The sequence below is a fragment of the Bradyrhizobium sp. ORS 278 genome (genome assembly GCF_000026145.1).
Taxonomy (GTDB): domain Bacteria; phylum Pseudomonadota; class Alphaproteobacteria; order Rhizobiales; family Xanthobacteraceae; genus Bradyrhizobium.
On sequence record NC_009445.1, the window covers coordinates 7,394,287 to 7,417,829 of the forward strand.

24 protein-coding genes are annotated in these 23,543 nt (G+C 67.4%); 11 read left to right on the forward strand and 13 right to left on the reverse strand.

The window, feature by feature from the left end; all coding sequences use genetic code 11:
* Window positions 1-202: 202 nt before the first annotated feature.
* From BRADO_RS32855 to BRADO_RS32865, 3 genes are all read right to left on the reverse strand, one after another.
* Window positions 203-895: a DUF2848 domain-containing protein gene (locus BRADO_RS32855; protein WP_012030524.1), complete on the reverse strand. Its 693-nt coding sequence runs from the start codon at window positions 893-895 to the stop codon at window positions 203-205.
* A 138-nt stretch (window positions 896-1,033) separates the two neighbouring features.
* Window positions 1,034-2,359 carry a DUF3422 domain-containing protein gene (locus BRADO_RS32860; RefSeq protein ID WP_012030525.1) on the reverse strand — a complete coding sequence of 442 codons (1,326 nt, stop codon included), beginning with the start codon at window positions 2,357-2,359 and terminating at the stop codon, window positions 1,034-1,036.
* Between the two features lie 1,069 nt (window positions 2,360-3,428).
* The gene (locus BRADO_RS32865) at window positions 3,429-3,890 is read right to left on the reverse strand and encodes a DUF5655 domain-containing protein (protein WP_012030526.1); all 462 of its coding nucleotides are present in this window, start codon (window positions 3,888-3,890) and stop codon (window positions 3,429-3,431) included.
* 236 nt (window positions 3,891-4,126) lie between these two features.
* Between BRADO_RS32865 and BRADO_RS32870 the strand changes: the two genes are divergently transcribed.
* The 4 genes from BRADO_RS32870 (at window position 4,127) to BRADO_RS35550 (ending at window position 6,533) form a co-directional block, all read left to right on the forward strand.
* A complete protein-coding gene (locus BRADO_RS32870; RefSeq protein ID WP_012030527.1) occupies window positions 4,127-4,408 on the forward strand; it encodes a type II toxin-antitoxin system Phd/YefM family antitoxin in 282 nt (93 codons plus the stop codon).
* Complete coding sequence (locus tag BRADO_RS32875) at window positions 4,405-4,830, forward strand: type II toxin-antitoxin system VapC family toxin (protein ID WP_012030528.1); 426 nt, start codon at window positions 4,405-4,407, stop codon at window positions 4,828-4,830. Before BRADO_RS32870 ends, BRADO_RS32875 begins: the two co-directional genes overlap by 4 nt.
* Before the next feature lie 151 nt (window positions 4,831-4,981).
* Entirely contained in the window at window positions 4,982-6,286 is a 1,305-nt protein-coding gene (locus tag BRADO_RS32880) for a sorbosone dehydrogenase family protein (RefSeq protein ID WP_012030529.1), read from the forward strand.
* Between the two features lie 73 nt (window positions 6,287-6,359).
* Window positions 6,360-6,533 (forward strand): hypothetical protein, encoded by a 174-nt coding sequence (locus BRADO_RS35550; RefSeq protein ID WP_008966095.1) that lies wholly within the window; start codon window positions 6,360-6,362, stop codon window positions 6,531-6,533.
* A 153-nt stretch (window positions 6,534-6,686) separates the two neighbouring features.
* Here BRADO_RS35550 and BRADO_RS32885 read toward each other — a convergent pair whose 3' ends face one another.
* Window positions 6,687-7,568: an NAD-dependent protein deacetylase gene (locus BRADO_RS32885; protein ID WP_012030530.1), complete on the reverse strand. Its 882-nt coding sequence runs from the start codon at window positions 7,566-7,568 to the stop codon at window positions 6,687-6,689.
* A gap of 45 nt (window positions 7,569-7,613) precedes the next feature.
* Between BRADO_RS32885 and BRADO_RS35555 the strand changes: the two genes are divergently transcribed.
* The gene (locus tag BRADO_RS35555; RefSeq protein ID WP_012030531.1) at window positions 7,614-7,766 is read left to right on the forward strand and encodes a hypothetical protein; all 153 of its coding nucleotides are present in this window, start codon (window positions 7,614-7,616) and stop codon (window positions 7,764-7,766) included.
* A gap of 3 nt (window positions 7,767-7,769) precedes the next feature.
* Here the strand turns inward: BRADO_RS35555 and BRADO_RS32890 are convergent, their stop codons facing one another.
* The 5 genes from BRADO_RS32890 to BRADO_RS32910 are packed head-to-tail and all read right to left on the reverse strand — an operon-like array spanning window position 7,770 to window position 12,450.
* Window positions 7,770-8,675, reverse strand: coding sequence for a polysaccharide deacetylase family protein (locus BRADO_RS32890; protein ID WP_012030532.1), 906 nt, complete (start codon window positions 8,673-8,675; stop codon window positions 7,770-7,772).
* A gap of 4 nt (window positions 8,676-8,679) precedes the next feature.
* Window positions 8,680-9,480, reverse strand: a complete 801-nt coding sequence (locus BRADO_RS32895) for an ABC transporter permease (RefSeq protein ID WP_244422939.1) — start codon at window positions 9,478-9,480, stop codon at window positions 8,680-8,682.
* On the reverse strand, window positions 9,477-10,343 hold the full coding sequence (locus BRADO_RS32900) for an ABC transporter permease (protein WP_012030534.1): 867 nt from the start codon (window positions 10,341-10,343) through the stop codon (window positions 9,477-9,479). Before BRADO_RS32900 ends, BRADO_RS32895 begins: the two co-directional genes overlap by 4 nt.
* Window positions 10,340-11,419, reverse strand: a complete 1,080-nt coding sequence (locus tag BRADO_RS32905) for an ABC transporter ATP-binding protein (RefSeq protein ID WP_012030535.1) — start codon at window positions 11,417-11,419, stop codon at window positions 10,340-10,342. Before BRADO_RS32905 ends, BRADO_RS32900 begins: the two co-directional genes overlap by 4 nt.
* The gene (locus tag BRADO_RS32910) at window positions 11,416-12,450 is read right to left on the reverse strand and encodes an extracellular solute-binding protein (protein WP_012030536.1); all 1,035 of its coding nucleotides are present in this window, start codon (window positions 12,448-12,450) and stop codon (window positions 11,416-11,418) included. The genes BRADO_RS32905 and BRADO_RS32910 overlap by 4 nt, the downstream gene beginning before the upstream one ends.
* Before the next feature lie 197 nt (window positions 12,451-12,647).
* Between BRADO_RS32910 and BRADO_RS32915 the strand changes: the two genes are divergently transcribed.
* On the forward strand, window positions 12,648-13,385 hold the full coding sequence (locus tag BRADO_RS32915) for a GntR family transcriptional regulator (RefSeq protein WP_012030537.1): 738 nt from the start codon (window positions 12,648-12,650) through the stop codon (window positions 13,383-13,385).
* A gap of 12 nt (window positions 13,386-13,397) precedes the next feature.
* Here BRADO_RS32915 and BRADO_RS32920 read toward each other — a convergent pair whose 3' ends face one another.
* Window positions 13,398-15,647, reverse strand: coding sequence for an adenylate/guanylate cyclase domain-containing protein (locus BRADO_RS32920; protein WP_244422940.1), 2,250 nt, complete (start codon window positions 15,645-15,647; stop codon window positions 13,398-13,400).
* A gap of 159 nt (window positions 15,648-15,806) precedes the next feature.
* Between BRADO_RS32920 and BRADO_RS32925 the strand changes: the two genes are divergently transcribed.
* The 4 genes from BRADO_RS32925 to BRADO_RS32940 are packed head-to-tail and all read left to right on the forward strand — an operon-like array spanning window position 15,807 to window position 18,371.
* Window positions 15,807-16,112: a DUF2282 domain-containing protein gene (locus tag BRADO_RS32925; RefSeq protein WP_012030539.1), complete on the forward strand. Its 306-nt coding sequence runs from the start codon at window positions 15,807-15,809 to the stop codon at window positions 16,110-16,112.
* A 39-nt stretch (window positions 16,113-16,151) separates the two neighbouring features.
* A complete protein-coding gene (locus BRADO_RS32930; RefSeq protein ID WP_012030540.1) occupies window positions 16,152-17,072 on the forward strand; it encodes a DUF692 domain-containing protein in 921 nt (306 codons plus the stop codon).
* On the forward strand, window positions 17,059-17,841 hold the full coding sequence (locus BRADO_RS32935) for a DNA-binding domain-containing protein (protein WP_012030541.1): 783 nt from the start codon (window positions 17,059-17,061) through the stop codon (window positions 17,839-17,841). The genes BRADO_RS32930 and BRADO_RS32935 overlap by 14 nt, the downstream gene beginning before the upstream one ends.
* The gene (locus tag BRADO_RS32940; protein WP_041757956.1) at window positions 17,841-18,371 is read left to right on the forward strand and encodes a DoxX family protein; all 531 of its coding nucleotides are present in this window, start codon (window positions 17,841-17,843) and stop codon (window positions 18,369-18,371) included. Before BRADO_RS32935 ends, BRADO_RS32940 begins: the two co-directional genes overlap by 1 nt.
* Here the strand turns inward: BRADO_RS32940 and BRADO_RS32945 are convergent.
* From BRADO_RS32945 to BRADO_RS32955, 3 genes are all read right to left on the reverse strand, one after another.
* Entirely contained in the window at window positions 18,311-19,906 is a 1,596-nt protein-coding gene (locus BRADO_RS32945) for a hypothetical protein (RefSeq protein WP_173363522.1), read from the reverse strand. The two genes, BRADO_RS32940 and BRADO_RS32945, sit on opposite strands and share 61 nt — an antisense overlap.
* Before the next feature lie 455 nt (window positions 19,907-20,361).
* On the reverse strand, window positions 20,362-21,870 hold the full coding sequence (locus BRADO_RS32950; RefSeq protein ID WP_012030544.1) for a bifunctional class I SAM-dependent methyltransferase/glycosyltransferase family 2 protein: 1,509 nt from the start codon (window positions 21,868-21,870) through the stop codon (window positions 20,362-20,364).
* Between the two features lie 338 nt (window positions 21,871-22,208).
* Window positions 22,209-22,706, reverse strand: coding sequence for a YchJ family protein (locus BRADO_RS32955; RefSeq protein ID WP_012030545.1), 498 nt, complete (start codon window positions 22,704-22,706; stop codon window positions 22,209-22,211).
* Window positions 22,707-22,864: 158 nt separating this feature from the next.
* Between BRADO_RS32955 and BRADO_RS32960 the strand changes: the two genes are divergently transcribed.
* Complete coding sequence (locus tag BRADO_RS32960; RefSeq protein ID WP_041757242.1) at window positions 22,865-23,200, forward strand: hypothetical protein; 336 nt, start codon at window positions 22,865-22,867, stop codon at window positions 23,198-23,200.
* Window positions 23,201-23,543: the final 343 nt, after the last annotated feature.

A 23,543-nucleotide genomic window follows, 5' to 3' on the forward strand; every position in this document is an offset into this window, starting at 1 on the left:
TGCGTGTGCCGGACCAGAACGCGATACGAGGCCATGGTCCGCTTCGGCACACTCGGGCACCATAGGCCGTCTTGCTTAACATGCTCTTGCCGGGCGCAACGGCCGCGCGCATGGCGCCATGCAGGGGACGACGGCCGCGACGCTGCGCCACACCTGTTTGTTAACCCTGCGCGGCCGCACGCGAACGTGATCGCGCGCGCGATCAGCCGGCGACGACGAGCCGCGTGATCGCGTAGCCGTGGCGGATCGTGCGGTTCAGCACGGGATCGACCAGCTCGAACTCGAATCGATCGGCGGGTCGGATGCCGCCCTTGGCCGCGAAGGTCCCGCCGAACATCGCGGTTCCCTCCGGCAGCCCGGCCTCGCCATACCGGCGCGCAACCAGATCGCCCGGCGCCAGCATGCCGCTCAGCGCGCCCTCCTGGTACAGCACACGCTCGCCATCGATCGTCGCGTAGGCGCGCAGCATCAGCCGGTCCCAATGCGCGGCGAGGTCGTCGACCCGCCACAGCTCGGGCGCGACCGGCTTGTCGCACATCTGCTTCGAGACCGTGATGTTGTAGGTCTCGACCTTGCGGTCGGTGTGATCGGAGCCGACGCCGACGAGCAGCCTGCCGCCGGATTTCACCAGCACGAACTCGACCTCGCCGGAGGAGTCGCGGCCGGAGACCTCGATGACGTCCGATACCGTCAGCCGGCTCGCCGCGACCTCGTAATAGATCGGCGTGGTCGCCGGGCGCGGGATGCCGAGCTCTTCCAGTTCGGCGATGTGCTTGTCGCGGGCGACCGGATCGCGCCCGGTCCAGCCGGCGATGACGAGGCGGCTCAGCGTGACCGGCTGCCGCGCCGCAGTGCCATCGGTGTGAACCAGGAAGTCGATCGTCGTGCCGCTCATCGTGTCATTGCCTCTGTGAGATCAGCACGCCGCTTAGCCTGATCCCGGCGGACCGACAAGCAGCTCATCGGGGCCTCATGTTTCGAGACGCGCCGCACGCGTCGCTCCTCACCATGAGGGTTGAGATGCCCACGGCCCTCACTCCTTGCCCGCCTTCTCCGCCTCATGATCCTCCCTCAGATGCCGCTTGCGGATCTGGTGCGTGGTGAACCAGATCAGCGCGATCGCCACCGGCACGAAGGCGGCGGTGGCGAAGGTCGGCTCGACCGGCAGGCCGGCATCGTGCGCGCCCTTGGCGAGATAGCCGAACAGGCTGACGACGTAGTAGCCGATCGCGGCCACCGAGAGCCCTTCGACGGTGCTCTGCAGCCGCAGCTGCAGCTTGGTGCGCTCGTTCATCGAGCGCAAGAGATCGCGGTTCTGCTCCTCCAGCTCGACGTCGACACGGGTGCGCAGGAGATCGGCGGCGCGGGCCAGCTTGCGCGACAGGTTGTCCTGCCGCCGCTCCAGCGTGGTGAGCGTGCGCATCGCCGGCGCGATGCGGCGAGAGAGGAACGAGGACCAGCTCGAATAGGGCGTGATCGGCTCGCCCTCGATCACCGTGAGCCGCGCCTGCACCAGCTCCCAATAGGCGCGGCTGGCGCCGAAGCGGAACAGCGAGCCGGTGGCATCGCGTTCCAGCGACGCCGCGAGCTCGGTCAGCTCGTCCAGCAGGTGGTTGTTGATCTTCAGCGTCTCGGCGCCCTGCATCTCCTCGAGCACCTCGCCGAGCCGCCGCTCGATGCGATCGACCTGCGGCGCCAGCTCCAGCGCGGCCGGCAGGCCGAGCAGCGCCAGCGTGCGATACGTCTCGAGCTCCAGCACGCGCTGTACAAGCGCGCCGAGACGTTCGGGCGTCGGTCCCTCGATGCACACCAGGATGCGGGTGAAGCCGTCCTCGTCGAGGCGGAAGTCGGACGCGAGCGCGCCGATCGAGCCCTTGACCGCGACCAGCGCGAGGCTGCTCTTGTCGAACAGCGCTTCGGCACGCTTGACCGGATCGGTCACGCTCTCGACCCCGAGCTTGACCGCGACCAGGAGCTCGCCGGAGAGCTTCAACGACGCGATCAACGCCTGCAGCTCCGGCGCGATCGCACCGAAGGCGAGCTTCGGCACACTGGCCGGCGGGCTCCAGATCCAGGTGAAGGTGGCGAACTCTGAATGCTGCTCCCAGCGCAGCCGCGCGGAGCCCACCACGACCTGGTGATGCTTGATGCCCGGCTCCGGCGGTGCCGCGCCATGTCTGGCGCAGAACGCCGCGAGGCTGTCGCGGTCCGCCGCGGCGCTGTCGCCTTTGGCCATGACCGCGAAGCGGATGACGGACACCGGCTGCGTCAGCGGCGTGAACGGCCGCGCATGCACCTCGTTGAGCACGCTGTCGCGCAGCGGATGCGGGGTGAAGACGGACATGTCCAGCGCGGTCATCGGCGGACTCCGCGGCTGCCGTGGTGCCGCGCCGATCGAACGCCATCCGTTGTCGATGAACTCCGAGCCGCGACGCGCGGCGCCTGCAATGCCGTCACGCCTGAAACGTTCACCCCCATGATGCCGCCAACCGCCTCCCCACTGGTCCCGCCGGCGCGACTCGCGCACGCCGCACGTGTTGAAGCCAGTGTAGCGCAATTCGATGACGACGCCACGGCTGCGGCCGTGTGTGCATCCGGTGATGTCACCGCAACCTCGCGACAACAACCGTCGTCCCGGCGAACGCCGGGACCCACAGCCACCGGCCGGCATGCGGCAGGCAACCGGCAGTGACATCCCTCGGCAGATCACGCGGTATGGGTCCCAGCGTTCGCCTGAGCGTTCGCCGGGACGACGATGGTGGATCCACCTCATCCTCACGCAGACATACCAAAACCTCCCGCGGCGCGTCCGCACCCAAGATCATGTTCAACAAAAGCCTCCGGCGATGCCGAGGGCGCAGGGAAGGCCGGGCCTCGACTGAGGCCCGTGGCCCCCGTGCGGGAAAAAATGCACGGGGAAGGAACCACAGGTCCAGCCGGACGACCCGGCCCTCCCTGCGCGATGGTTTGAACGTCTGCTCCGCGCTCTCCCCGGGGACCGGGCTTGTTTGCCCCCGTCACCCGCGCGACACGTCATGTCACGCCGGCTTGGCGCCAGCATCGGGGCGCCAGGACCACACGGCTTGAACGTCCGCAGGCTCGCCAATCGTCCAGCGCTTGAGCACCTGACAGGCCCGCGGCCACCGCTCCCCGCCTCAACGTATCGTGACGACGCGCACGCCCCTCTGGATGAGGACGGGATGCGGGGAGTAGAGCATGATTTCGGAATTTTAGCAAGAAGAATTTGGCCAGAAGGCCGAGAGCCGATTCCGCCCCACGCTGTCATCGTCCGCGAAGGCGGACGATCCAGTACGCCGGGACGTCTCGGTTCGATTTCGACTGCCGCGGCGTACTGGATGCCCCGCCTTCGCGGGGCATGACAGCGGTGGAAACGGCGAGCGCGCACCCCGCCGCACGAAAGCCGGGCTTCAGGAGAATTCCACGCAAGCGAAGTTCTTGATCCGCTTGAACGCGATGTAGAGCTGCAGCTTGGTTTCCTGCACGTCGTCGCCGAGCGCCAGCATATAGGCCCGCAGCGCCTCGAAACGGTCGATCATGGCAGCATCGAGCTCTTCCATGACCGAGCTGATCGTCTTGTATCGACCGGAGCCGGCCAGACCTTGCTCCGTGGCCTGGGAGCCGGACACGGACCTTGCCGTCGCCTTGACGGAGGTGGCAACCAGCAGATTGAGCATCAGCAGGTCGGGACCGAAGCGGCGGTAGCGGATCAGCTCGATGTTGCGCTGAAACTGCTTCACGGCGTGATCGTCGTAGCGGTTGAAGTCGCCGGCGATGCAGATCAGGCGCGGCGCCGACCAGTCGACCGTCCGGGCTTGCTCCTTGCCGAGCTTCTCCATGACCAGCCATTGGAAATCCTTGCGGTAATCCATCAGCTAGTCGAGATAGAACAGGCCCTGATTGATGACGTTCTCGTTCGAGGCCCGCCTGTATTTGGCGAGGCGATGGCAACCGTTGTGGCGAGACTCTGAGGACGAATTGGGTTTTGGCGGACACGGTAGCCAACATCGTCGCGCACGGCGCCTGGGCGAACATGTTTCGACGCTTGCACGGCCGCGACGCCGAGATTATGGTCAAGATAGTCATATTGGTCATAGGACGTGACATGATGACGCCCAAACCGAAACAACCTGCCGCCCCCGCGGACGTCCCCTGGACGCTGGCCGGCGCCAAGGCGCGTCTGTCCGAGCTTGTGGACCGGGCACAGACAGGCCCGCAAGTGATCACCCGGAACGGCAAGCCGGCGGCCGTGGTCGTCTCCGCCGAGGAGTGGGCGCGAAAGACTGCCCGCAAGGGAACCCTTGCGGAATTCCTGCTGGCTTCGCCGCTGCGCGGCGCCGACATCGACCTGACGCGCAGCAGCGACAAGCCACGCGACACCGACCTGTGAACTTCCTGCTCGACACCAATGTGTTGTCCGAGGTGCGGCGCCCCGCGCCAAACCCGCGCGTGATCGGCTGGCTCGATACGGTCGATGAAGATCGGGTCTTCATCAGCGTGGCATCGATCGCAGAGCTTGCGCGTGGCATCGAACTGATGGCTCAAGGCCGCCGCCGCGCAGCTCTGGCTTCGTGGCTCAATCACGACCTTCCCGCGCGGTTCGCGGACCGTGTTCTTCCGATCGATCTCGCCGTCGCGACGCGGTGGGGAGACCTCATGGCAGCGAGCCATCGAACCGGCATCGCCCTCTCGGTGATGGACGGATTCTTTGCCGCGACCGCGCTCGTGAATGAGTTGACCCTCGTCACGCGCAATGTGAAGGACTTCGCTGCGACCGGCACGCGCCTGTTCAATCCATGGACGGATGGATAGCAAGGCTCATCCCTCGACACGTTCCGCAGCCCCGCTCCGCCGCGCACGCAGTTGTCACGTTGGGCGTGGTAGATCATAACGACCTTGCCGTTCCGCCATCGCCCGATGGCCGCTCACCACATCCGTCGATCCAGCCCGAAACAGGACTCCCATGACCACGCTTTCCTCGATCGTCGCGCGCGGTGTCGCGCTGGTTGGCAATGCGGCGCTGCAGTGGCGCAAATTGCAGGGGGACACGCCGCAGCCGGCGTGGGGCGCGGCGCCGCAGATCCCGGTGGCGAAGCCGCAGGGGATGCTGCCGACCTTGAAGATGCCGACGGCGCGCGGCTGGCGCGACGGCGAAAAGCCGGTGGCGGCGCCGGGGCTGAAGGTGAATGCGTTCGCGACCGGGCTCGACCATCCGCGCTGGATCTATGTCATGCCGGACAGGTCGGTGCTGATCGCGGAGGCGACGCAGGTGCCGAGCCCGGTGCGCAACATGTTCGGCTACGCGATGCAGGCGACGATGCGCCGCGCCGCCGCGCTCGGTGTCAGCGCCAACCGCATCACGCGGCTGGTCGATGCCGACGGCGACGGCACCGCCGAGCGGCGCAACGCGTTCATGGAGAATCTCAGCCAGCCGTTCGGCATGGCGCTGGTCGGCGATACCTTCTATGTCGGCAATACCGACGGCATTGTTGCTTTCCCTTATAGCCCGGGCGCCGAGCGCATCAGCGCTGCCGGCAAGCGGCTGACGACGTTCAAACCGGGCGGGCACTGGACGCGCAGCCTGCTGGTCAGCCCCGATGGCACCAAGCTCTATGCGGGCGTCGGCTCGCTGAGCAACATCGCCGAGCAGGGTTTTGCGGTCGAGGAAGGCCGCGCCTGCATCTATGAGCTGGACATCGCGAGCGGGGCGAGCCGCATCTTCGCGGCCGGACTGCGCAACGCGGTGGGGCTGGCGTTCGAGCCGACCACGAAGGTGCTGTGGACCGTGGTCAACGAGCGCGACGGGCTCGGCGACGAGACGCCGCCGGACTATCTCACATCCGTGCGCGATGGCGGCTTCTATGGCTGGCCCTATTGCTACTGGGGCAAGACGGTCGACGACCGCGTGCCGCAGGATTCCAAACTGGTCGCGACCGCGCTGACGCCGGACTATGCGCTCGGCGGCCACACCGCCTCGCTCGGCCTGTGCTGGCTGCCGGCGGGCACCCTCCCCGGCTTCCCCGATGGCATGGTGATCGGCCAGCACGGCTCGTGGAATCGCAGCAAGCTGTCCGGCTACAAGGTCGTGTTCATCCCGTTCGAGAACGGCAAGCCGTCGGGACCGGCGCGCGACATCCTGTCCGGCTTCCTCGCGCCCGATGAGAGCTTTTCTTATGGCCGCCCGGTCGGCGTGACGCTGGGGCCGGACGGCTCGCTGCTGGTCGCCGACGACGTCGGCAACTGCATCTGGCGGGTGACGGGCGCTTGACCCGGGCGTGACGGAACCGGGCTCGCCTCGGGCCGTTGTCGCGGGGACAATGGAACAGTCCCAGGAGAGTCACATGGCCGACAACGTCAATCCGAACCAGAAGCAGCCCGGCGAGAAGCAGGAAGGGCAGTATCATTACAATCCCGGCAATCAGTCCGGGAAGACCATCGATGCGGGCAAGCCCGAAGGCGAGCAGGTCAACAACAAGGACCGCATCGAGCAGCGCGAGGAGCCGCAGTCGCGGTGAGGTCCTTGAACGTCACCACTCGTCATGCCCGGGCTTGACCCGCCTGCGCGGCCGAAGCGCTTCGGCGCGGCGAAGGCCCGGGCATCCATCGCCTTGCGAAGAGGGATGGATGGCCGGGTCAAGCCCGGCCATGACAGCTGAGGGAGTGTAGGTCTACCCCTCCAACAAGAACGCCAGCGCCTCGTCGCACGGCGCTTCGACCTTCAGCGAGAGCAGATCATCCGCGCGGGTGCGGCCGAGATTGACGGCGGCGATCGGGATGTTGCGGTCGGCGGCGGCGCGGACGAAGCGGAAGCCGGAATAGACCATCAGCGAGGTGCCCACGACGAGCATGGCGTCGGCGCGATCGACGTGATCGCGCGCGGTGGCGACGATGTCGCGCGGCACGGTCTCGCCGAAGAACACGACATCCGGTTTGAGGATGCCGCCGCAGGCGCGGCACGCGGGCACAACAAAGGCGGCGAAATCGACGCCGTCCAGATCGGCATCGCCATCAGGCGCGTCAGCGGCATCATGCGCCAGCCAGTGCGGATTGGCGTGCGCCAGTTCGTCCTGGAATTCGGCGCGCGACAAGGTCGCGCCGCAGCCCATGCAGCGCACGCGATCGAGCCGGCCGTGCAGGTCGATGACATTGCTGGCGCCGGCGGCCTGATGCAGCCGGTCGACGTTCTGTGTCACCAGCAGAGAGCTTTTGCCCTGCGCCTCCAGCCTTGCCAGCGCGTGATGCGCGCCGTTCGGCTGGGCGCGGCCGAAGCGGCGCCAGCCGACCATGCTGCGCGCCCAATAGCGCCGGCGCGTATCTTCGCCGCCCATGAAGGCCTGATAGGTCACTGGCGGCGTGCGCTTCCACTGGCCGTCGGTGTCGCGATAATCGGGAATGCCGGAATTGGTGCTGCAGCCGGCGCCGGTGAGGACGACGATGCGGCTGTGGCTGTCGAGGAAGGATTTCAGCGCTGTGGGATCGACCATGACCTCGCACATGTAGTCGCCGGAACCGGGCTGCGCCAGACCGTCGCAGCACCGACGCGCCGGCATGAACCAATGAGGGCCGCAGCGCTTGTCCCGCCGGGAGGACCTGCCATGACGCCACGCAACGGACACGACCGCGGCCTTTGGCCGCTGGACGAGCCGGACGACGAGCTGTCGGCCGAGGACGAGCGCGACCTCGCCACCGGCGAGGGCGGCGACATCGAGCTGCCGCTCACGCCGGACGATCTCGCCGAGGACGACTGAGCCTCAGCGCGCCGGCGGCACCGTCGTCAGCCAGTGCCTGGCGATCTCGGCGCGCGGCGCGATCCAGGCGGCCCCGCTGCCGGTGATGTGCGCGAGGATGCGGTCGAGCGCACCGATCCGGCCGGGGCGGCCGATCATGCGCAAATGAAGTCCGATCGAGAGCATCTTCGGTGCGGTTGCGCCCTCGCGCATGAGCCAGTCGAAGGCATCGACGACGTAGTCGGCGAAATCGGCGCCGCGAAAGCGCGAGCCGTTGAAGAACTGCATGTCGTTGCTGTCGAAAGCATAGGGCAGCACGAGATGCGGCCGGCAGCCGACGGCGACGTAATACGGCAGATCGTCATTGTAGGCGTCGCTGTCGTAGAGGAAGCCGCCATCCTCGACCAGCAGCCGGCGCGTGTTGGCCGAGCTCGCCGACCGCGTATGCCACCCCAGCGGCCGTTGCCCGGTGATGCGTTGGATCGTCTCGACCGTGCGCGCGATGGCCCGTCGCTCCTCGCTCTCGTCCATCCCCGCATGGCTCTGCCAGCGCCAGCCATGCGCCGACACCTCGTGGCCGCGCGCGATCGCATCGCGCGCCAGATCCGCCGAGCGCTCGACGGCGCGGCCGCAGGCGCTGACCGTGACCTTCACACCATGGGCGTCGAACAGGTCCATGATGCGCCACCACGCGGCGCGCGTGCCATATTCGAAATGGCTGTCGATGCAGGGATCGGGGCCGTCGAGCCGGTGCACGACCTCGTAGATCGCCTCGTTGGTCGCATCGCCGTCCGACACCGAGAATTCCGAGCCCTCCTCGAAATTCACCACCAGCGACACCGCGACACGCGCCTCACCGGGCCAATGCGGATGCGGCGGCTTGCTGGCGTAGCCAACGAGATCGCGACGGATGACGGGCTGTGAGCTCATGGTGTCAATCCGCGGTTCCGGCCATGCGATGCAGGCCGACCAGGCGATCGCTGATCAACAGTAGCACCAGCGTGCCGCCGAGAATGAGGGTGGAGAGCGCGGCGAGGGTGGGATCGGGCGCCTCCTCGATATATTGCAGCATGCGGATCGGCAGCGTCTTGGAGCGGACATCGGTCAGGAAGATCGAGACCGGATAGTTGTCGAACGAGGCGAGCAGGCTGAACAAGCCCGAGATCAGGAACGACGGCGCCAGCGCCGGCACCATCACCCGGAGCACGCTGCCGGCATAGGTGCAGCCGAGTGTGCGCGCGGCCTCGATCAGGGTGAAGTCGAAGCGCGACAGGCCGGCGATCATGGTGCGCGCGACATACGGAAGCGTCACCACGAGATGAGCCACCAGCAGCGCGCTCCAGGTCGCGGTGAAGCCGATCATGCGGAAATATTGCAGCAGCGCGATGCCGAGCACGAGGCCGGGCATCATCAGCGGCGACACCAGCAGCGTGCCGAGCGCCGTTGCGCCGGGCAGCCTGCCGCGGGCGATGGCGATGGCGGCCAGCGTGCCGGCGACCAGCGACAACGCGGTCGACAGCACCGCGATTTGCAGCGACAGCGACAGCGACGGCCAGAAGCCGTCGAGCCGGCCGACGCGGCCGTACCAGCGCAGCGACGCGCCCGACAGCGGCAGATCGAACACCGGCGTCGGCGAGAACGACGCCGCGGCGATGACGGCGAGCGGCAGGATCAGGAACAGCGCGAGGCCGATCGCGAGCATCCAGCAGATGATAATGGCCGTGCGCGTCATCATTTCGGCTCCCGCGACAGCATCGTGCTGAGCGCCACGACGATCACCGCAATCGCCAGCAGCACGACGCCGGCGGCGGCGCCGAAGCCGGGCTCGCGCGCCAGCAGATAGGCCTTTGCGATGGTGGTGGCGAGCGTCGGGTATTTCTCGCCGATCAAGAGCGTCGGCACGACGTAGGCGGAGACCGACAGCGAGAACACCAGCGCGACGCCGGCGATGATGCCGGGCAGTGTCAGCGGCAGGATGACGCGCAAGAACACGACGATCGGCGAGGCGCCGAGCGTCGCCGCGGCTTCCGCATAGCGGCTGTCGAGCTGCGCCACGACGGCGTAGATCGGCAGCACCATGAACGGCAGGAAGATGTTGACCGCGCCGACGATCAGCGCCGTCTGGGTGAAGATCATGCGGATCGGATCCTCGATGATCCCCAGTGCGATCAGCACCGTGTTGATCAGGCCGTCGCTGCGCAGCAGGATGGTCCAGGCGAACGCCTTGACGATGACGGAGGCCGCGAGCGGCAGGAATAGCGTCGCGAGCAGGATCGAGCGCAGCGGGCCGCGGGCGCGGGCCAGCGCGAAGGCGGCGGGATAGGAGATCAGGAAAGCGATCGCGGTGACCAGCAGGCCGAGCCGCAGCGAGTTCCAGATGACGCCGAGATAATAGGGCGTGCCGAGCAGCCTGACGTAATGCGCCGCCGTGAGGCCGCCCTTGGGATCGAGCACGCTCACGCCGAGCAGCAGCGCCAGCGGCAGCACGAACACCAGCGCAATGATCAGCAGCGATGGCGCGACGAAGCCAAAGGCCGCGAGCCGCTCGCGGTCCGGTGCGGGCTTGAGGATCGGAGCTGACAGCACCGCGTCGGTCATGGCGCGGCCTCGGCGGCAAACGCGAATGTCTCGGCGACGGGCCACGCGAAGCGGACCTCGTCATGGACGCGCGGCAGCTCGGCCTCGCGCCCCGACAGCTCGGCGAGGAGGCTCGCGCCAGCGCCGGCATCGACATCGACGAGCGTCCGGGAGCCCTGGAACACGACCGAGCGGACGCGGCCAGCCGCAGTGTTGGCGCCGTCCCGAGCGCCGAGGCGCAACTGCTCCGGCCGCGTCGCCACGATCACCGACGCGCCAGGCTGAAACGCGCCGCGCGCCGACAGCCGTCCGACGGGAGTCACGACATCCACCGTGCCGTCGCGCCCGTCGACCACCTGGCCAGCAATGCGCGTCGACAGGCCGACGAAATTCAGCGCGAACAGGCTTGCGGGGCGCGCATAGAGCTCCCGCGGCTCCGCCAGCTGCTCGATGCGGCCCTTGTTCATCACGGCGACGCGGTCCGACATGGTCAGCGCCTCGTCCTGGTCGTGGGTGACGAAGATCGCGGTCGCCTTCACGTCCTGCAGCAGGCGGCGTAGCTCGACCTGCATCTCCTCGCGCAGCTTGCGGTCGAGCGCCGACAGCGCCTCGTCGAACAGCAGCACGTCGGGTTCGACCGCGATGGCGCGCGCCAGCGCGACGCGCTGCTGCTGGCCGCCCGACAGCGCCGAGATGCGGCGGCTGCCGAGATGGCCGAGCTTGACCAGCGAAAGCGCCCGCTCGACCGCGCGGTCGATCTCGGCCTTGGGCGCGCCGCGCACCTTCAGGCCGAACGCGACGTTGCCGGCGACGGTGAGATGCGGAAACAGCGCGTAGCTCTGGAACACGACGCCGACATTGCGCCGGTGTGGTGGCTCGCGGGTGAGGTCGCGTCCGGCCAGCCGGATCGTGCCGGCATCCGGCGGCGCCAGCCCCGCGATCGCGCGCAGGAGCGTGGTCTTGCCGCAGCCGGACGGGCCGAGCAGCGTGACCAGCTCGCCGCGGCGGATGGTGAGGTCGACATGCTCGATCACGGTCGCCGCACCATAGCGCTTGCTGACTCCGCTGAGGACGAGATGCGGCGCGGCCTCGCTCATGTCATTTCCTTGCTCCAGCGATCGACCCAGCCGGCGCGGTTCTTGGCGATGAAGGCCCAGTCGGGCGCGAACAGGGTTGCAGGATCCGGATAGCCGTCCGGCAGCGGCGTCGCCTGGTTGGTCGGCGCGATGAAGGCGGTCTTGGCCAGGATGCTCTGCGCCTCCGGGCTGAGATAGAAGTCGATCACGGCGTCGGCGAGATCACCGGCCGGCGCGCCGTTCACCTTGGCGATGCCCGACGGCATCGAGAAGCCGCCATCCTTCGGAATCGCGAGATCCACCGGCGAGCCGTCGGCTTTCCGGATCAGCGTGTAGGCCGAGAACTGGCCGCCGATCATCCACGCCTCGCCCTGCTCCAGCAGATTGATGGCCTGCGGCGCGTTGGTATAGACGTTCAGCAGATTGGCCTTCAGGCTCTTCATCTTCTTGAAGGCGGCGTCGATCTCGTATTGCGCCTCCTTGAACGGCTTGCCGGTCTCGAGATGCGCGGCGGCCAGCAAGTTCCAGAAGCCTTCGGTGTTGGACAGCGAGGGGATGACGATCTTTGACTCGTATTTCGCGTCCCACAGCTCGGCCCAGCTCGTCGGCGCCGTCTTCATGCGCTTGGTCGAATAGGCGATGCCGACCCACGGTTTCTGGTAGTTGGCCCACATGCCGTCCTGGTGCACGCTGCCGTCGACCAGTTTGCCGAGATTGGGAATCGAGGACGCCGACATCTTGGTGATCAGCCCTTCGGCGGCCGCGGGCAGCATCACCGGATCGTCCATGATCACGACCGAGATCTTCGGGCTCGCCTTGTCGGCCTGCATCTTCTGCAGATTGGTCAGCGAGTTGGTGCCCTCGTAGAGCACCTTGCAATCGAGCTTCTTCTCCAGCACCGGGAACAGATCGGCGTTGAAGTACTTCGCGGCGCCGGCGGGGCCGCCGATCACGATCTCTTTCGGGGCGGCGCGCACCAGGGCGGGCGCGGCAACAGTGGCGGCGAAGGCCGCTCCGGTCTTCAGGAGGCTGCGGCGGGAGAAGGGCTGCATGAGATGATCCCGTGTGAGCTGTCGCGCGATTTGCGCGGAGGGATCAGCAAGCCTCGTGCCAAATGTGCACATTTTTTATTGCTCATTGATCTCAATCATTTAGCCAATCGGCCGGTGCGCGCTGTGCCTCCTCGCGTGCATAATGTGCACATTTTTTGGAGATGACCTGCCGCGGCTTTGGGCCTAGTGAGGCCGGCATGGCGATGCGAGCGCAGCGAATCGGGAAGGCCAATCCCGCCGAGGACGAGGCGGTGTATCAGGCCATTCTGCGCGCCCTGCTGGAGGGCAAGCTGAAGGCCGGCACCAAGCTCGCGGAGACGCCGCTGGCGTCGATCTTCGGCGTGTCGCGCGAGCGCATCCGGAAAGTGCTGCACCGGCTCGGTGCCGAGCGGCGGCTGGAGATGATTCCGAACCGCGGCGCGCGGGTGCCGCGGCCGACGCTGGAGGATGTCCGCCGTGTCTACGAGGCGCATCGCGTGCTCGAGGCTGGCGTGCTCAGCCAGCTAAGCTTGCGGATCGACGAGGTGCTGCTCGCCCGGCTCGACGCGCACCTCGCCGAGGAGCGCATCGCCGCGCAGCGCGGCGATCGCGCCGCTTCGGTCCGGCTGTCCGGCGCGTTCCATGTCCATCTCGTCGATGCCCTCGGCAATCCCGAATTGTCGCGCATGCTCGCCGACCTGCTCAGCCGTTCCTCGGTGATGGTCTCGGTGTACGAGCCGGCGGCGCAGTCGATCTGCGCGGTCGACGAGCACGGCGCCATCGTCGCGGCGCTGCGCGACCGCGACCTGCTGCGCGCCATCGCGGTGTCGCGCGAGCACTTCCTACATGTCGAAGGCCGGCTGCGGCTCGACGAGGACGAGGCCGCGCCGACCCAGGATCTCGCCGCCGTATTCGCCGGACGGCGGCCGCTGCGCGGCAAGCTCAAATCGGCCTGATCGCCGCACGCTCTATTTGCTCGTCAGCGCGGTGACGGCGCGCCAATGCTGATCCGGCTGCGTCTCGGCCCATGTCCGGCAGCGCGCGATCATGACCTCGGCGGCGCGATCGCCGGGCTTGAGCGCCACCACGGCTTCGAAGGCGACGATGGCAGCCTCGAAATCGCGCGCGCGATAGTCGCGAAGCCCGCGGGCATAATGCGCGATCCAGCTCCGCTGCTGCGCGCCAACGTCCTCGGCCAGCCCGACGAGCTCGTGCACCGCCAGGCCTTCCTCGCGGCCGTAGACGGCGATGCGGTCGATCTCGCGAGCCACGAACGCATCGCCGGAAAGCCGCGCCGTGGCCTCACCGATCAGGATCGTCGTGCCATAGGTCTTGTTGGCGCCTTCCAGCCGGCTCGCCACGTTCACGGCATCGCCGATCACGGTGTAGTTGAGCCGCAGCTCGGAGCCGATATTGCCGACCAGCATGCGGCCGGAATTGATACCGATGCGGATGCGCAGCGGCTGCCCATCCTCGTCGCGGAGGTCGCTGCCCTCGACCGCCGCCCGGCAGGCCAGCGCGGCGCGGCAGCACAGCACGGCATGATCCGGCTGCGCCGCGGGCGCGCCCCAGAACGCCATCACCGCATCGCCGATGAACTTGTCGATCGTGCCGCCATGATCGACGATGACGGTCGAGATCAGATCGAGATAGCGTGACAGCAGCGGCACGACGCGATCGCCCATCCGCTCCGACAGGCCGGTAAAGCCGGCGATGTCGATGAACATCACGCTGAGCTCCTGGAGGTGACCGCCGGGCCTGGCGTCGACGCCTTGGCGCAGCAATTGCCGGACGAGATCAGCCGGAATGAACTTGCCGAACGACGACAGCCCGCCGGCCATCTCGGCGATGGCCCCGGACAGGCTCGCGATCTCGCGCAGCCGCGAGGGATGGCGGCGGACTTGCGCGAGCGCGAACGCCTCGACATGGCGCAGCTCGGCGACGACGCGGCCGAGCGGCGCCGCGATCACCGCGCGCGCCAGCGCGGCGGAGGCGAGCGCGGCGAGCACCGCGCCGATACCGAGGCCGATGATCACCCGTCGCAGCGCGGCATCGACCGGGCCGAGAAATTCGGCTTCCGGAATCACCGTGACGAGCGACCAGCCCGGGAACGGCAGCGGCGTACGCGCGACCTCGAACGCGCCGTCACCCGATTGCACCCGGCCTCGCCAGGCCTCGTCACCCTCGACCGCGGAGCGCATCGCCTGCTGTGCGACCGGCAGCAGCGGCTGACGGTCTCGTCCGGCATGTTCCTCGTCCGCATCGGCATCGGGCGCGGCCACCACCGCGCCATCACGTTCCAGGATGAAGGCGCTGCCGGTCTGGCCGACCTGCAGCTGGGCGAGAAAGCGTGCGATCCGCGCATGCTCGACGATGATGGCGAGCACGCCCTGCCGCTCCTGGTAGACATCGATCGGCCCTGCCAGCGCGATCGCGGGACGTCGTCCCACCGGATGCTGATCGACGCTGAACCAGCGCGGCTCGTCGGCGGCGAGACCCTGCTTGAACCAGGGCTGATCGGCGACCTTGAAGCTGGTCGGCTCGAACCGGCGCGAGGTAAATTCGATGTCGCCGGGCACGACGTCATACGCGTCGACACGGCGCTGGCCCGGATGATCGGTCAGCGAGATCTCCATCATTTCGAGGCGCTGATCGCCGAGCTTGTGCGCGGCGAAGAACGAGCCGTCCGGCCAGCCGAACGCCGCCCACGAGATCGTCGCCTGCGACTGCAGCTGCGACAGGAACACGAACTCGCGCTTGTCGGCCTCGCGGGTGTCGAGCACGTTCTGCAGAAACAGGGTGCGGATCGCGGTGTGCGCGGCTTGCGCCTCGCCGACGATCGCCGTCACCTCCTTGCGCACCGCTCCGGCAATCTGGCTGTTGATGGTGCTGGCGAGCTGCCGGCTGATCGCCTCCGACGTCCGCCACCACAGCAGGCTGGAGCCAAAGGCCGTGAGCAGGATCGCGGCCAGGACGAGCGCGGACACCGCGAAGCGGATGCTGACCGTCAGCTGCTCGGAGCGCTGCGCGGGGGTGGGCGATGAGCCTGGGGTCGCCGTCACTGCAGGTCTGTCCCTCCCACCGGACGGCCGCGCCGGGCATATGATCGGCCGATCCGTCGCGCGGTTCGCTCGCGGCAACAACGAGCTATCAGCATTGCCCGCGGCCGTCTCCCCGGCCAATGCCGGATCGCTAACTCCGCGATGCCCGCTAAGCATTGGCATCCGCCGAACCACCGCGGCCTAATGAGCCAGCTCCCGAGCACTCGGATACCTTCGCGAGGTCGTAAACGGCACGGGCCGTAACGAATCGCATCCGCGGGCGAAGGAGAGATGCGCGTCGCCGACGAAGCGATGCAGAAACCGAGAGGGAATGTCATGTCCGCGAAGAAAACCGTCACCTCGCTGGCGCTGGCCGGCGCCGTTACCACCGCGCTCGCCAGCCTCGCCGTGGCCGGCCCGCTGACCAAGGCCGAGGTCGATGCCGCCGTCGCCGCCAAGAAGGAGAAGTGCTTCGGCATCTCACTGAAGGGCCAGAACGACTGCGCCGCCGGCCCCGGCACCACCTGCCAGGGCACCTCGACCGTCGATTTCCAGGGCAATGCCTGGAAGTTCGTCGCCGGCGGCACCTGCACCAGCATCGACGTGCCCGGCGGCAAGAAGGGCTCGCTGAAGCCGATCTGATCGACCTCCATCACCCCAGGCGGAAAGCGGAGACGCAGCATGCGCACCGAGACTCCCCCTGCTCCGTGCCCGGACCTGCCGCTTCGCTTTCCGCCGCCCCTCGGCGGTATTGCCGGCACCAGCTTCAAGCCGTCGCACCTCCAGGCCATCCTCGGCGAGGCGCCGCAGCGCGGCTTCTTCGAGGTACATGCCGAGAACTACATGGGCGCCGGCGGACCGCCGCATCATCAGCTGGCGGCGATCCGACGGGATCACCCGCTGTCGATCCACGGCGTCTGCATGTCGATCGGCGGCCCGCAACCGCTCGATCGCGATCATCTCGCGCGTTTCCGGAATCTCATTGCGCGCTATGAGCCGAGCCTCGTCTCCGAGCATCTGGCCTGGTCGACGCACGACACGAACTATTTCAACGACCTGCTGCCGCTGCCCTACACCGCGGCGACGCTGGAGCGGGTGTGCGACCATGTCGACGAGGTGCAGAACGCGATCCGCCGGCCGATCCTGCTGGAGAATCCATCGACCTACGTCGCCTTCCGGGAGTCGACGATGAGCGAGACGGATTTCCTCCGTGCCATCGTCAGCCGCACCGGCTGCGGGCTGCTGCTCGACGTCAACAACGTGTTCGTTTCCGCCGTCAATCATGGCTTCTCGCCACAACACTATCTGGCCAATGTGCCGCTGGCCGCGGTCGGTGAAATCCACCTCGCCGGCCACGCGGTCCAGGCCGACGACGACGGCGAGCCGCTGCTGATCGACAGCCATGACGGTCCTGTCGCAGACGATGTCTGGTCGCTCTATTCGGATGTGATCGCCGGTCTTGGTCCAGTGCCGACGCTGGTCGAATGGGACGGCAACATTCCCGAGTGGCCGGTGCTGAAGGCGGAAGCCGCGGCGGCGCAGGCGATCCTCGATCGCCACGCAGGCGATCGCACGCGGGAGGTCCGCCATGCTGCAGCCTGAACCAGCCTCGGACTACGCTACGCAGTTCGCCGCGGCGCTGCTGAATCCCGATCGCGAGATGCCCGCGGCGGTGACGGGGCCGCGAGGCACGGCCGCGGGACGGCGCTTCAATGTCTATCGCAACAACGTCACCGTCAGCCTGATCGAGGCGCTAATCGCGATCTATCCGGCGGTGCAGCGCATCACCGGCGCGGATTTCTTTCGCGCGATGGCGCGGGCGCATGTCCGCGAAACCCCGCCGGCATCGCCGCTGCTGCTCAACTACGGCCGCGACTTCCCGGCCTTCATTGCCGCCTATGAGCACGCCCAGGCGATGCCCTTCCTGGCCGATGTCGCGCGGATCGAACGGGCCTGGCTCGACGCCTATCATGCCGCCGACGCAGGCCCACTCGATCCGGCGGCGCTGGCTGCGGTCCCGCCGGAGCAGCTGGCGGAGCTGCGCTTCACCGCTCATCCCGCCACCCAGATCATCCGCTCGGCTTTCGCCGCGGTGACGATCTTTTCCGCCAATCGCAGCGATGCGCCGGTGCCGCGGATCGATGGATCGATCGCCGAAGACGCGCTGATCACGCGTCCCGAACTCGACGTCACCGTGCGCCGGCTGCCGCTGGGCGGCACCGTGTTCGCGAGCCAGCTGATCGCCGGCGAGCCGCTCGGCGCCGCCGCCGAGGCCGCGTTCGAGGCGGCGCCGGAGTTCGACCTCGCCGCCAACATCGCCGGCCTGATGGAGGCCGGCGCCTTCACCGAGATCCGTTTCGAGGACGCATGATGACCACCGATCAATCCATGGCTCCTGGCCCGGCGCTGTCGCTGCCTGCCCTGGCCGACAAGGCCGTGCGGCTGCTGCGGGCCGCAACGCCGCTCTCCTTCGTCCAGCTCGTCACGCGCGTGGCGCTCGCGGTGCCGTTCTGGCGCTCGGGCATCCTGAAATGGGAGAGCTTCCTCAAGCTGAGCGATACGGCGGTGACGCTGTTCACCGACGAATTCATGCTGCATCTGCCGGGCGGGCCGTATCCATTCCCGCTGCCGAAGGTGATGGCGTTCATGTCGGGCTGCGGCGAGGTCGCCTTCCCTGTCCTCCTCATTCTCGGCCTCGGCACCCGCTTCGCGGCGCTTGGCCTGCTGTTCATGACCTGCATCGTCGAGCTCACCGTACCCGATGGCTGGCCGATCCATCTGACCTGGGCGGCGATGGCGCTGACCTTGATCGCGCATGGCGGTGGCAAGCTGTCGCTCGATCACGTCCTCGGCGCATTGTTCGGCGGCGCGCACCAGGGCAGCGCCAGCCGCGGCAGGTAGTAGCCGTTCCACTCGCAGACGTCCTCAGGCCCCTTGCGCTTGAACGCCATCTTGACCGGCTCGGCCTGTCCGATAGCGACGTGCAGCACCAGCAAGGTGGCGCCGATCGGATAGGCGACGCGCGACAGGCTCACATCGATCAGGCGATCCAGCAGGACCATGCCGGCGAGGATGATCAGCGGGTCGGTGAAGACGAAATACTCCACCTTGAGGCCGCGGCGGACGCCAAGCGTGTCGATGCCGATGGCGGCAAGCATCAGCAATGTCGCCTTTAGCGCGACCTGCCGTTCGCCGCGGCGCCATGCGAGGACGATGCCGGGAATGATCAGCCACGTCAGGAAGACGGTGGGCCGTGCCGACGGCTGCAGCATGAACGTGTAGCGCCGGATGACGCCCAGCAGACCTGACAGAAACAGGCCGATGGCGCCACTGATACTGCCAGCGGCCTCGGGCGCATCGACATAGGTGATCATCTTCTCCAGCGGGTTGAGCACGACGATGACGTCGTTGAGGTCGTAGCTCAGATCGAGCGCGAGCAGGCCGAGGCCCGCGCCGGCAACCCAGGCGATCAGCGCCGCGAGCGTTTCAGCCGCGCTGATCCGCCACAGCTGTGCAAAGACGATCATGCTCGTGGCGATCACGGCCAGCAGCGCAAACTGGTAGACGCCGAACCGGCCGAGCAGCAATGGCTTCAGGCCGGCGGAGGCCGCGTTGACCGGATTGAACCCGACCGCGAGCAGTGGCCGCGCTGCGATGAGTATGATGAACGCGACTGCCGCCGCGAACAGGACCGCGATCCAGGCCCGTGACGTCCGCCAGAACGCCACGCTCGCGCTGGTCGCGGTGCCGAATGGCACGACCAGCACCGGAATCGCGGCGATCAGCAGGATCGCGTGCACCTTGTTCTCCAGTCCCAGCATGCAGAGCATGGCTGCGACCGCGACCATGAGCGGCCGCCCAAGGCTGGCGCGGCGCGCCGCCGCGATCAGGATCATCAGCGCCAGAATGCAGAACGAGGCCGCGATCATCTCGCTGCGCAGGATCCGCAGATGCATCTGCACGCCGCCGGAGAAGGTGAAGGCGGCGACGCCGAGCATGGCGATGCGCCAGTCGGAGACGAGGCGGCGGGCCGCCCAAGCAAAGGCCAAGATGATCAGGGTCGCCGTGAGCAGCGCGGCGACACGTCCGGCGTGCACGGCCGACGTCATCGCCGCATCGAACGCAGCGCGGTCGGCGCCTTGCGGGATCGCCGACAGGGTCCAGGCGTCGAGCAGGCCGGCGCGGTGCAGTTGCGCAAACCAGGCCTTGACGCAGAGAATGGTGAGATAGGCAGGGTGATCGAAGAAGACCTGCGCGCCGCCGTCGTTCATGGCGAGCGCGTTGTAGATCACCATGAAGTCCATGTCGGCGTTGCGCCAATACACGGTGAAATAGCCGGCGGCGAGGAACGAGACGAGCATCAGCAGCAGCGCGACCAGGATGCCGCCGCGCCAGCCGAACGGAGTGAGACGATCGAGCGGGTCGCGCGACGCCACGGTCAAACTCGGTGAGCCAACTTGTTCTGACGCGTCAACGCGGACCACGGCGCGTCAAACCCCTGGGCCAAAAACGCTGTAGGGGCGATCTTCGCGAGATCCAGAACGATCTCGTTGTGCAGTCGTTGGGTAGAAGGCCAACGTATTGCACTTATCTGTCTCGAGGCCGTCATGGCCGGGCTCGTCCCGGCCATCCACGTCGTTCGGCTTCCGGGGAAGGACGTGGATGCCCGGGTCAAGCCCGGGCATGACGGAGTCACTCACTGACAGTGTTGCGAGGCGCCAGAGCCGCGTGCCGTCCGGCGAGGTCGCGCTGCTGCGTCCGAGGAAAGGAATAGGCTTCAGGGGCACAGCGTGTGGAGCGTTCCCCTCACCCAAATCGCATCTGCGACGCCATCGGGCCTCTCCCCGCACGCGGTGAGAGGCAACGATCGCGGCAGCGTCGCCCGCCATGCTCAGATCGCCTTGATCTTGAAGAACGCGAACACGACCATCTTCAGCAGCATCCAGCCGTGGCGGAAGCGGGAGATCTGGGTTTCGCCGTAGCTGCGCGCGGCGTAGCGGATCGGCAGGTCGATGGTTTTCAGGTTCAGCTTGGAGGCGCCGAAGATCAGGTCGAAATCGCCGAACGGATCGAAGTCGCCGAAATACGCCTTGCCGGCCTTCAGCCTGAGATAGTCGCTGCGGCGCAGGACCTTGGTGCCGCAGAGCGTGTCCGTGTAGCGCTGGTTGAGCAGCCACGAGAACAGATAGGAGAACGTCTTGTTGGCGATCAGATTGAGGAACCGCATCGCGCCCTCGTCCATCGGATAGACCAGACGCGAGCCGTTGATGAACTCGCCCTTGCCGGAGCGCAGCGCCTCGAAGAATTTTGGCAACTGCTCCGGCGGCATGGTGAGGTCCGCATCGAGGATCATCAGCACGTCGCCGCGCGCGGCATCGAACGCCGTGAACACCGCATCCGCCTTGCCCTTCCCCGGCTGACGCATCAGCTTGATGTCGTGGTTCGGATAGGCCGCGCGCACACGCTCCATCTCCTCATAGGTGCCGTCCCTGCTGTGGCCCTCGATGAAGATGATCTCGATATCCTTGCAGAACTCCGCGATGCGCTGCACTGCCGGCTCGATGTTGCCGCGCTCGTTGCGGGCGGGGATGACGACGGTGGCCGAGCGGACGTCATCGCTGACGCAGCGCATCGACCGCGCCACCAGATAGTGCCGCAGCGACAGCGCGCGCAGGCTCGGAAGCACGCTGAGGAAACGATTGACGAAGCGGCCGATGCCGGCGAGCCGCAGCGGCGACAGCACGCGCTGCTCGGACTTCACGGGATCGAAATCCGCGAGGACGGCGAGGTTGCGCAGGTCGGCCGGCGACAACACGTTCTGCTCCGGTTGCGGCATGCGCCAGCCCATCGCCTCGGCGGCCTTGAGCAGCGGATACCAGAGGTGCGAGAAGTAGCCGATCACGAGCCGCGTCTCGCGCGTGCACAAGGGATGCAGTTGTGCGATGAACTGCTGGCAGTCGTCGAGCGAGCCGATCGTATCCAGCACCAGGATCGCGTCGAACGGACCGGACACCGCGGCAAGCGTCGCGGGGTCCTCGGCATCGCCGGTGACGAAGGTGAGGTTCGGATGGCGGGTCCGCGCCTGCGAGATCTGCGCCTCGCTGAAATCGATGCCGACACCGTAGGAGGGCTGCAGCGACGCCAGCGTGTCGCCAAGCCCGCAGCCGATCTCCAGCACACGGCTTCCGGGCGGGATCAGAAAGCGCAGATAGCACTCGTCCTCGCCATGGAAGAACGCAGCTTTCTCGCGCCAGCCGGCGCGGTCGGCGGCAAAGCGGTTGGCATGAGCGAGGATCGCGGCCTTGCGCGACGACAGAGCCTTCGGCGCCGGCGTGTCGATTTCCGCAGCCGGCGGCTGCTCATGCGCGTCCTGCAGGACCTGACCGTCCAATTCCGCCACCTGATACCATCCTCATTGGGAGACCCGCCTTCTAAGGCCAGCCGGGTGGGGCAGAGTCAAGGCGGGTCGGAGACGTTCTCCGTGTCAGGCACGCGGCGCGAGCAGCCTTGTGCAACCCATCGCAACAGGCAGCCGCCATCGTTCACGCGGCGCCGACCGCCCCGCGACTTGCAATTCGGTCGCGCTTTCAACATGCGAGGCGCAGGGAACGCCGGGCTTCGAGGCGCCACGGCTCGAAGGGCCGCGAGCCATCTATCGTCCAGCGCACCAGCCCCTGACAGACCCACGGCCACCGCTCCCCGCCTCTAAGTATCGTGACGATGCGTACGTAGATCCGCTCACCGTCCGCAGCAGAATTTGTATTTCTTGCCGCTGCCGCAGGGACACGGATCGTTGCGGCCGACCTTGGCCGCACCGGCGGCGCGCTTCGGCTCGGTGGCGATCGCGCGCGTGTCGCCCGCGACGAAGCGCCAGGCGCCGTCGTCGGCGCGGCGGAACTGCGAGACCTCGTGATGCTCGATGGTCTTGCCGGCCTCCCGATAGGTCGCAACGAAACTGACCACGCCGTCGACATCGCTCTCCGTCCCGCGCGTCGTCGACACGATGCGCAGACCGAGCCAGGTCACGCGTGTCGCCCAGTCCTTCGCCGCGTGGGCGTCGAAGGCGCCGTGCTGATCGGCGGCGAGCGTCGCGGCGATGTAGCCGATGTCGCCGCGCGTATAGGCCGTATAGCGCGACCGCATCAGCGCCTCGGCCGTCGGCGGCAAGGCATCGCCAATCAGGTAGGGACCGCAGCAGCGATCGAAGGGACGCGGTGATCCGCAAGGGCATGGCATGACGTGACGCTAGCACCGAAGAGGCAGGATGAAAAACGATGCGGCAATAAGAACCTGCATGGCACCGGCCGATCCGCAGGGCGCTGTCAGCCGGCGTTCCGCGGCCGCAAATCGATCCTATCCAGGCGGGCCTCCGCTTGAACAGGCATTGGTCTGACATGCCGATCACTATCGCCGGACGGATCGTCGTCATCGCTCTCGCGCTGCTGGTCGCCTGCGCGACCGCTGCAACCAATGCGCTTTGCGCCGATTCATCCCGAGCCTATCCGACGCGCCATGTTGCCGATGGGCGGCTTTGGCTGCTCGCCGGCGGTGGCCGGCTGTCGCAGATCGCGGAAGCGCGGGCGGGCCGACGCCGCGACGCCACCAGGAGCGAGACGTTGGTGACCGTGATATCCGTCAGCTTCGACGTGCCGGATATCGTGCTGCTGCTGATCACCGGCACGCAGGGCCGGTCGCCGAACAGCGGCGCATCGATGATGGTGCCGCGCTAGGCGCGGCGCGCACGATGGCGCTCAGACCGGCACGTTCGACTATCGCACAACCACGTGCCCGCCGGTTCATCGCGCCGCTTGCTGCTCACGCGGCAGTTGTGACTCCAAAGCCGCAGTCACCACTCTTCACTACGCATCGTCCACCCACACGCGCCGCGCGGTTTCGAAACCGGCGAATCCGTGTTAACCATTGGTTAAGAACAAGGGTGTTGGGCAATTGCTGACCGGCCCGGCCCCGCGCGGACCAGAACCTTCCGGGCGCCGCCTCATTACGTGGCGCTTGTGACCGCAGCCCTCCGCATCATCGGCGGCGAGGGCGCGTGAGACGCCAACGATTTCTTCG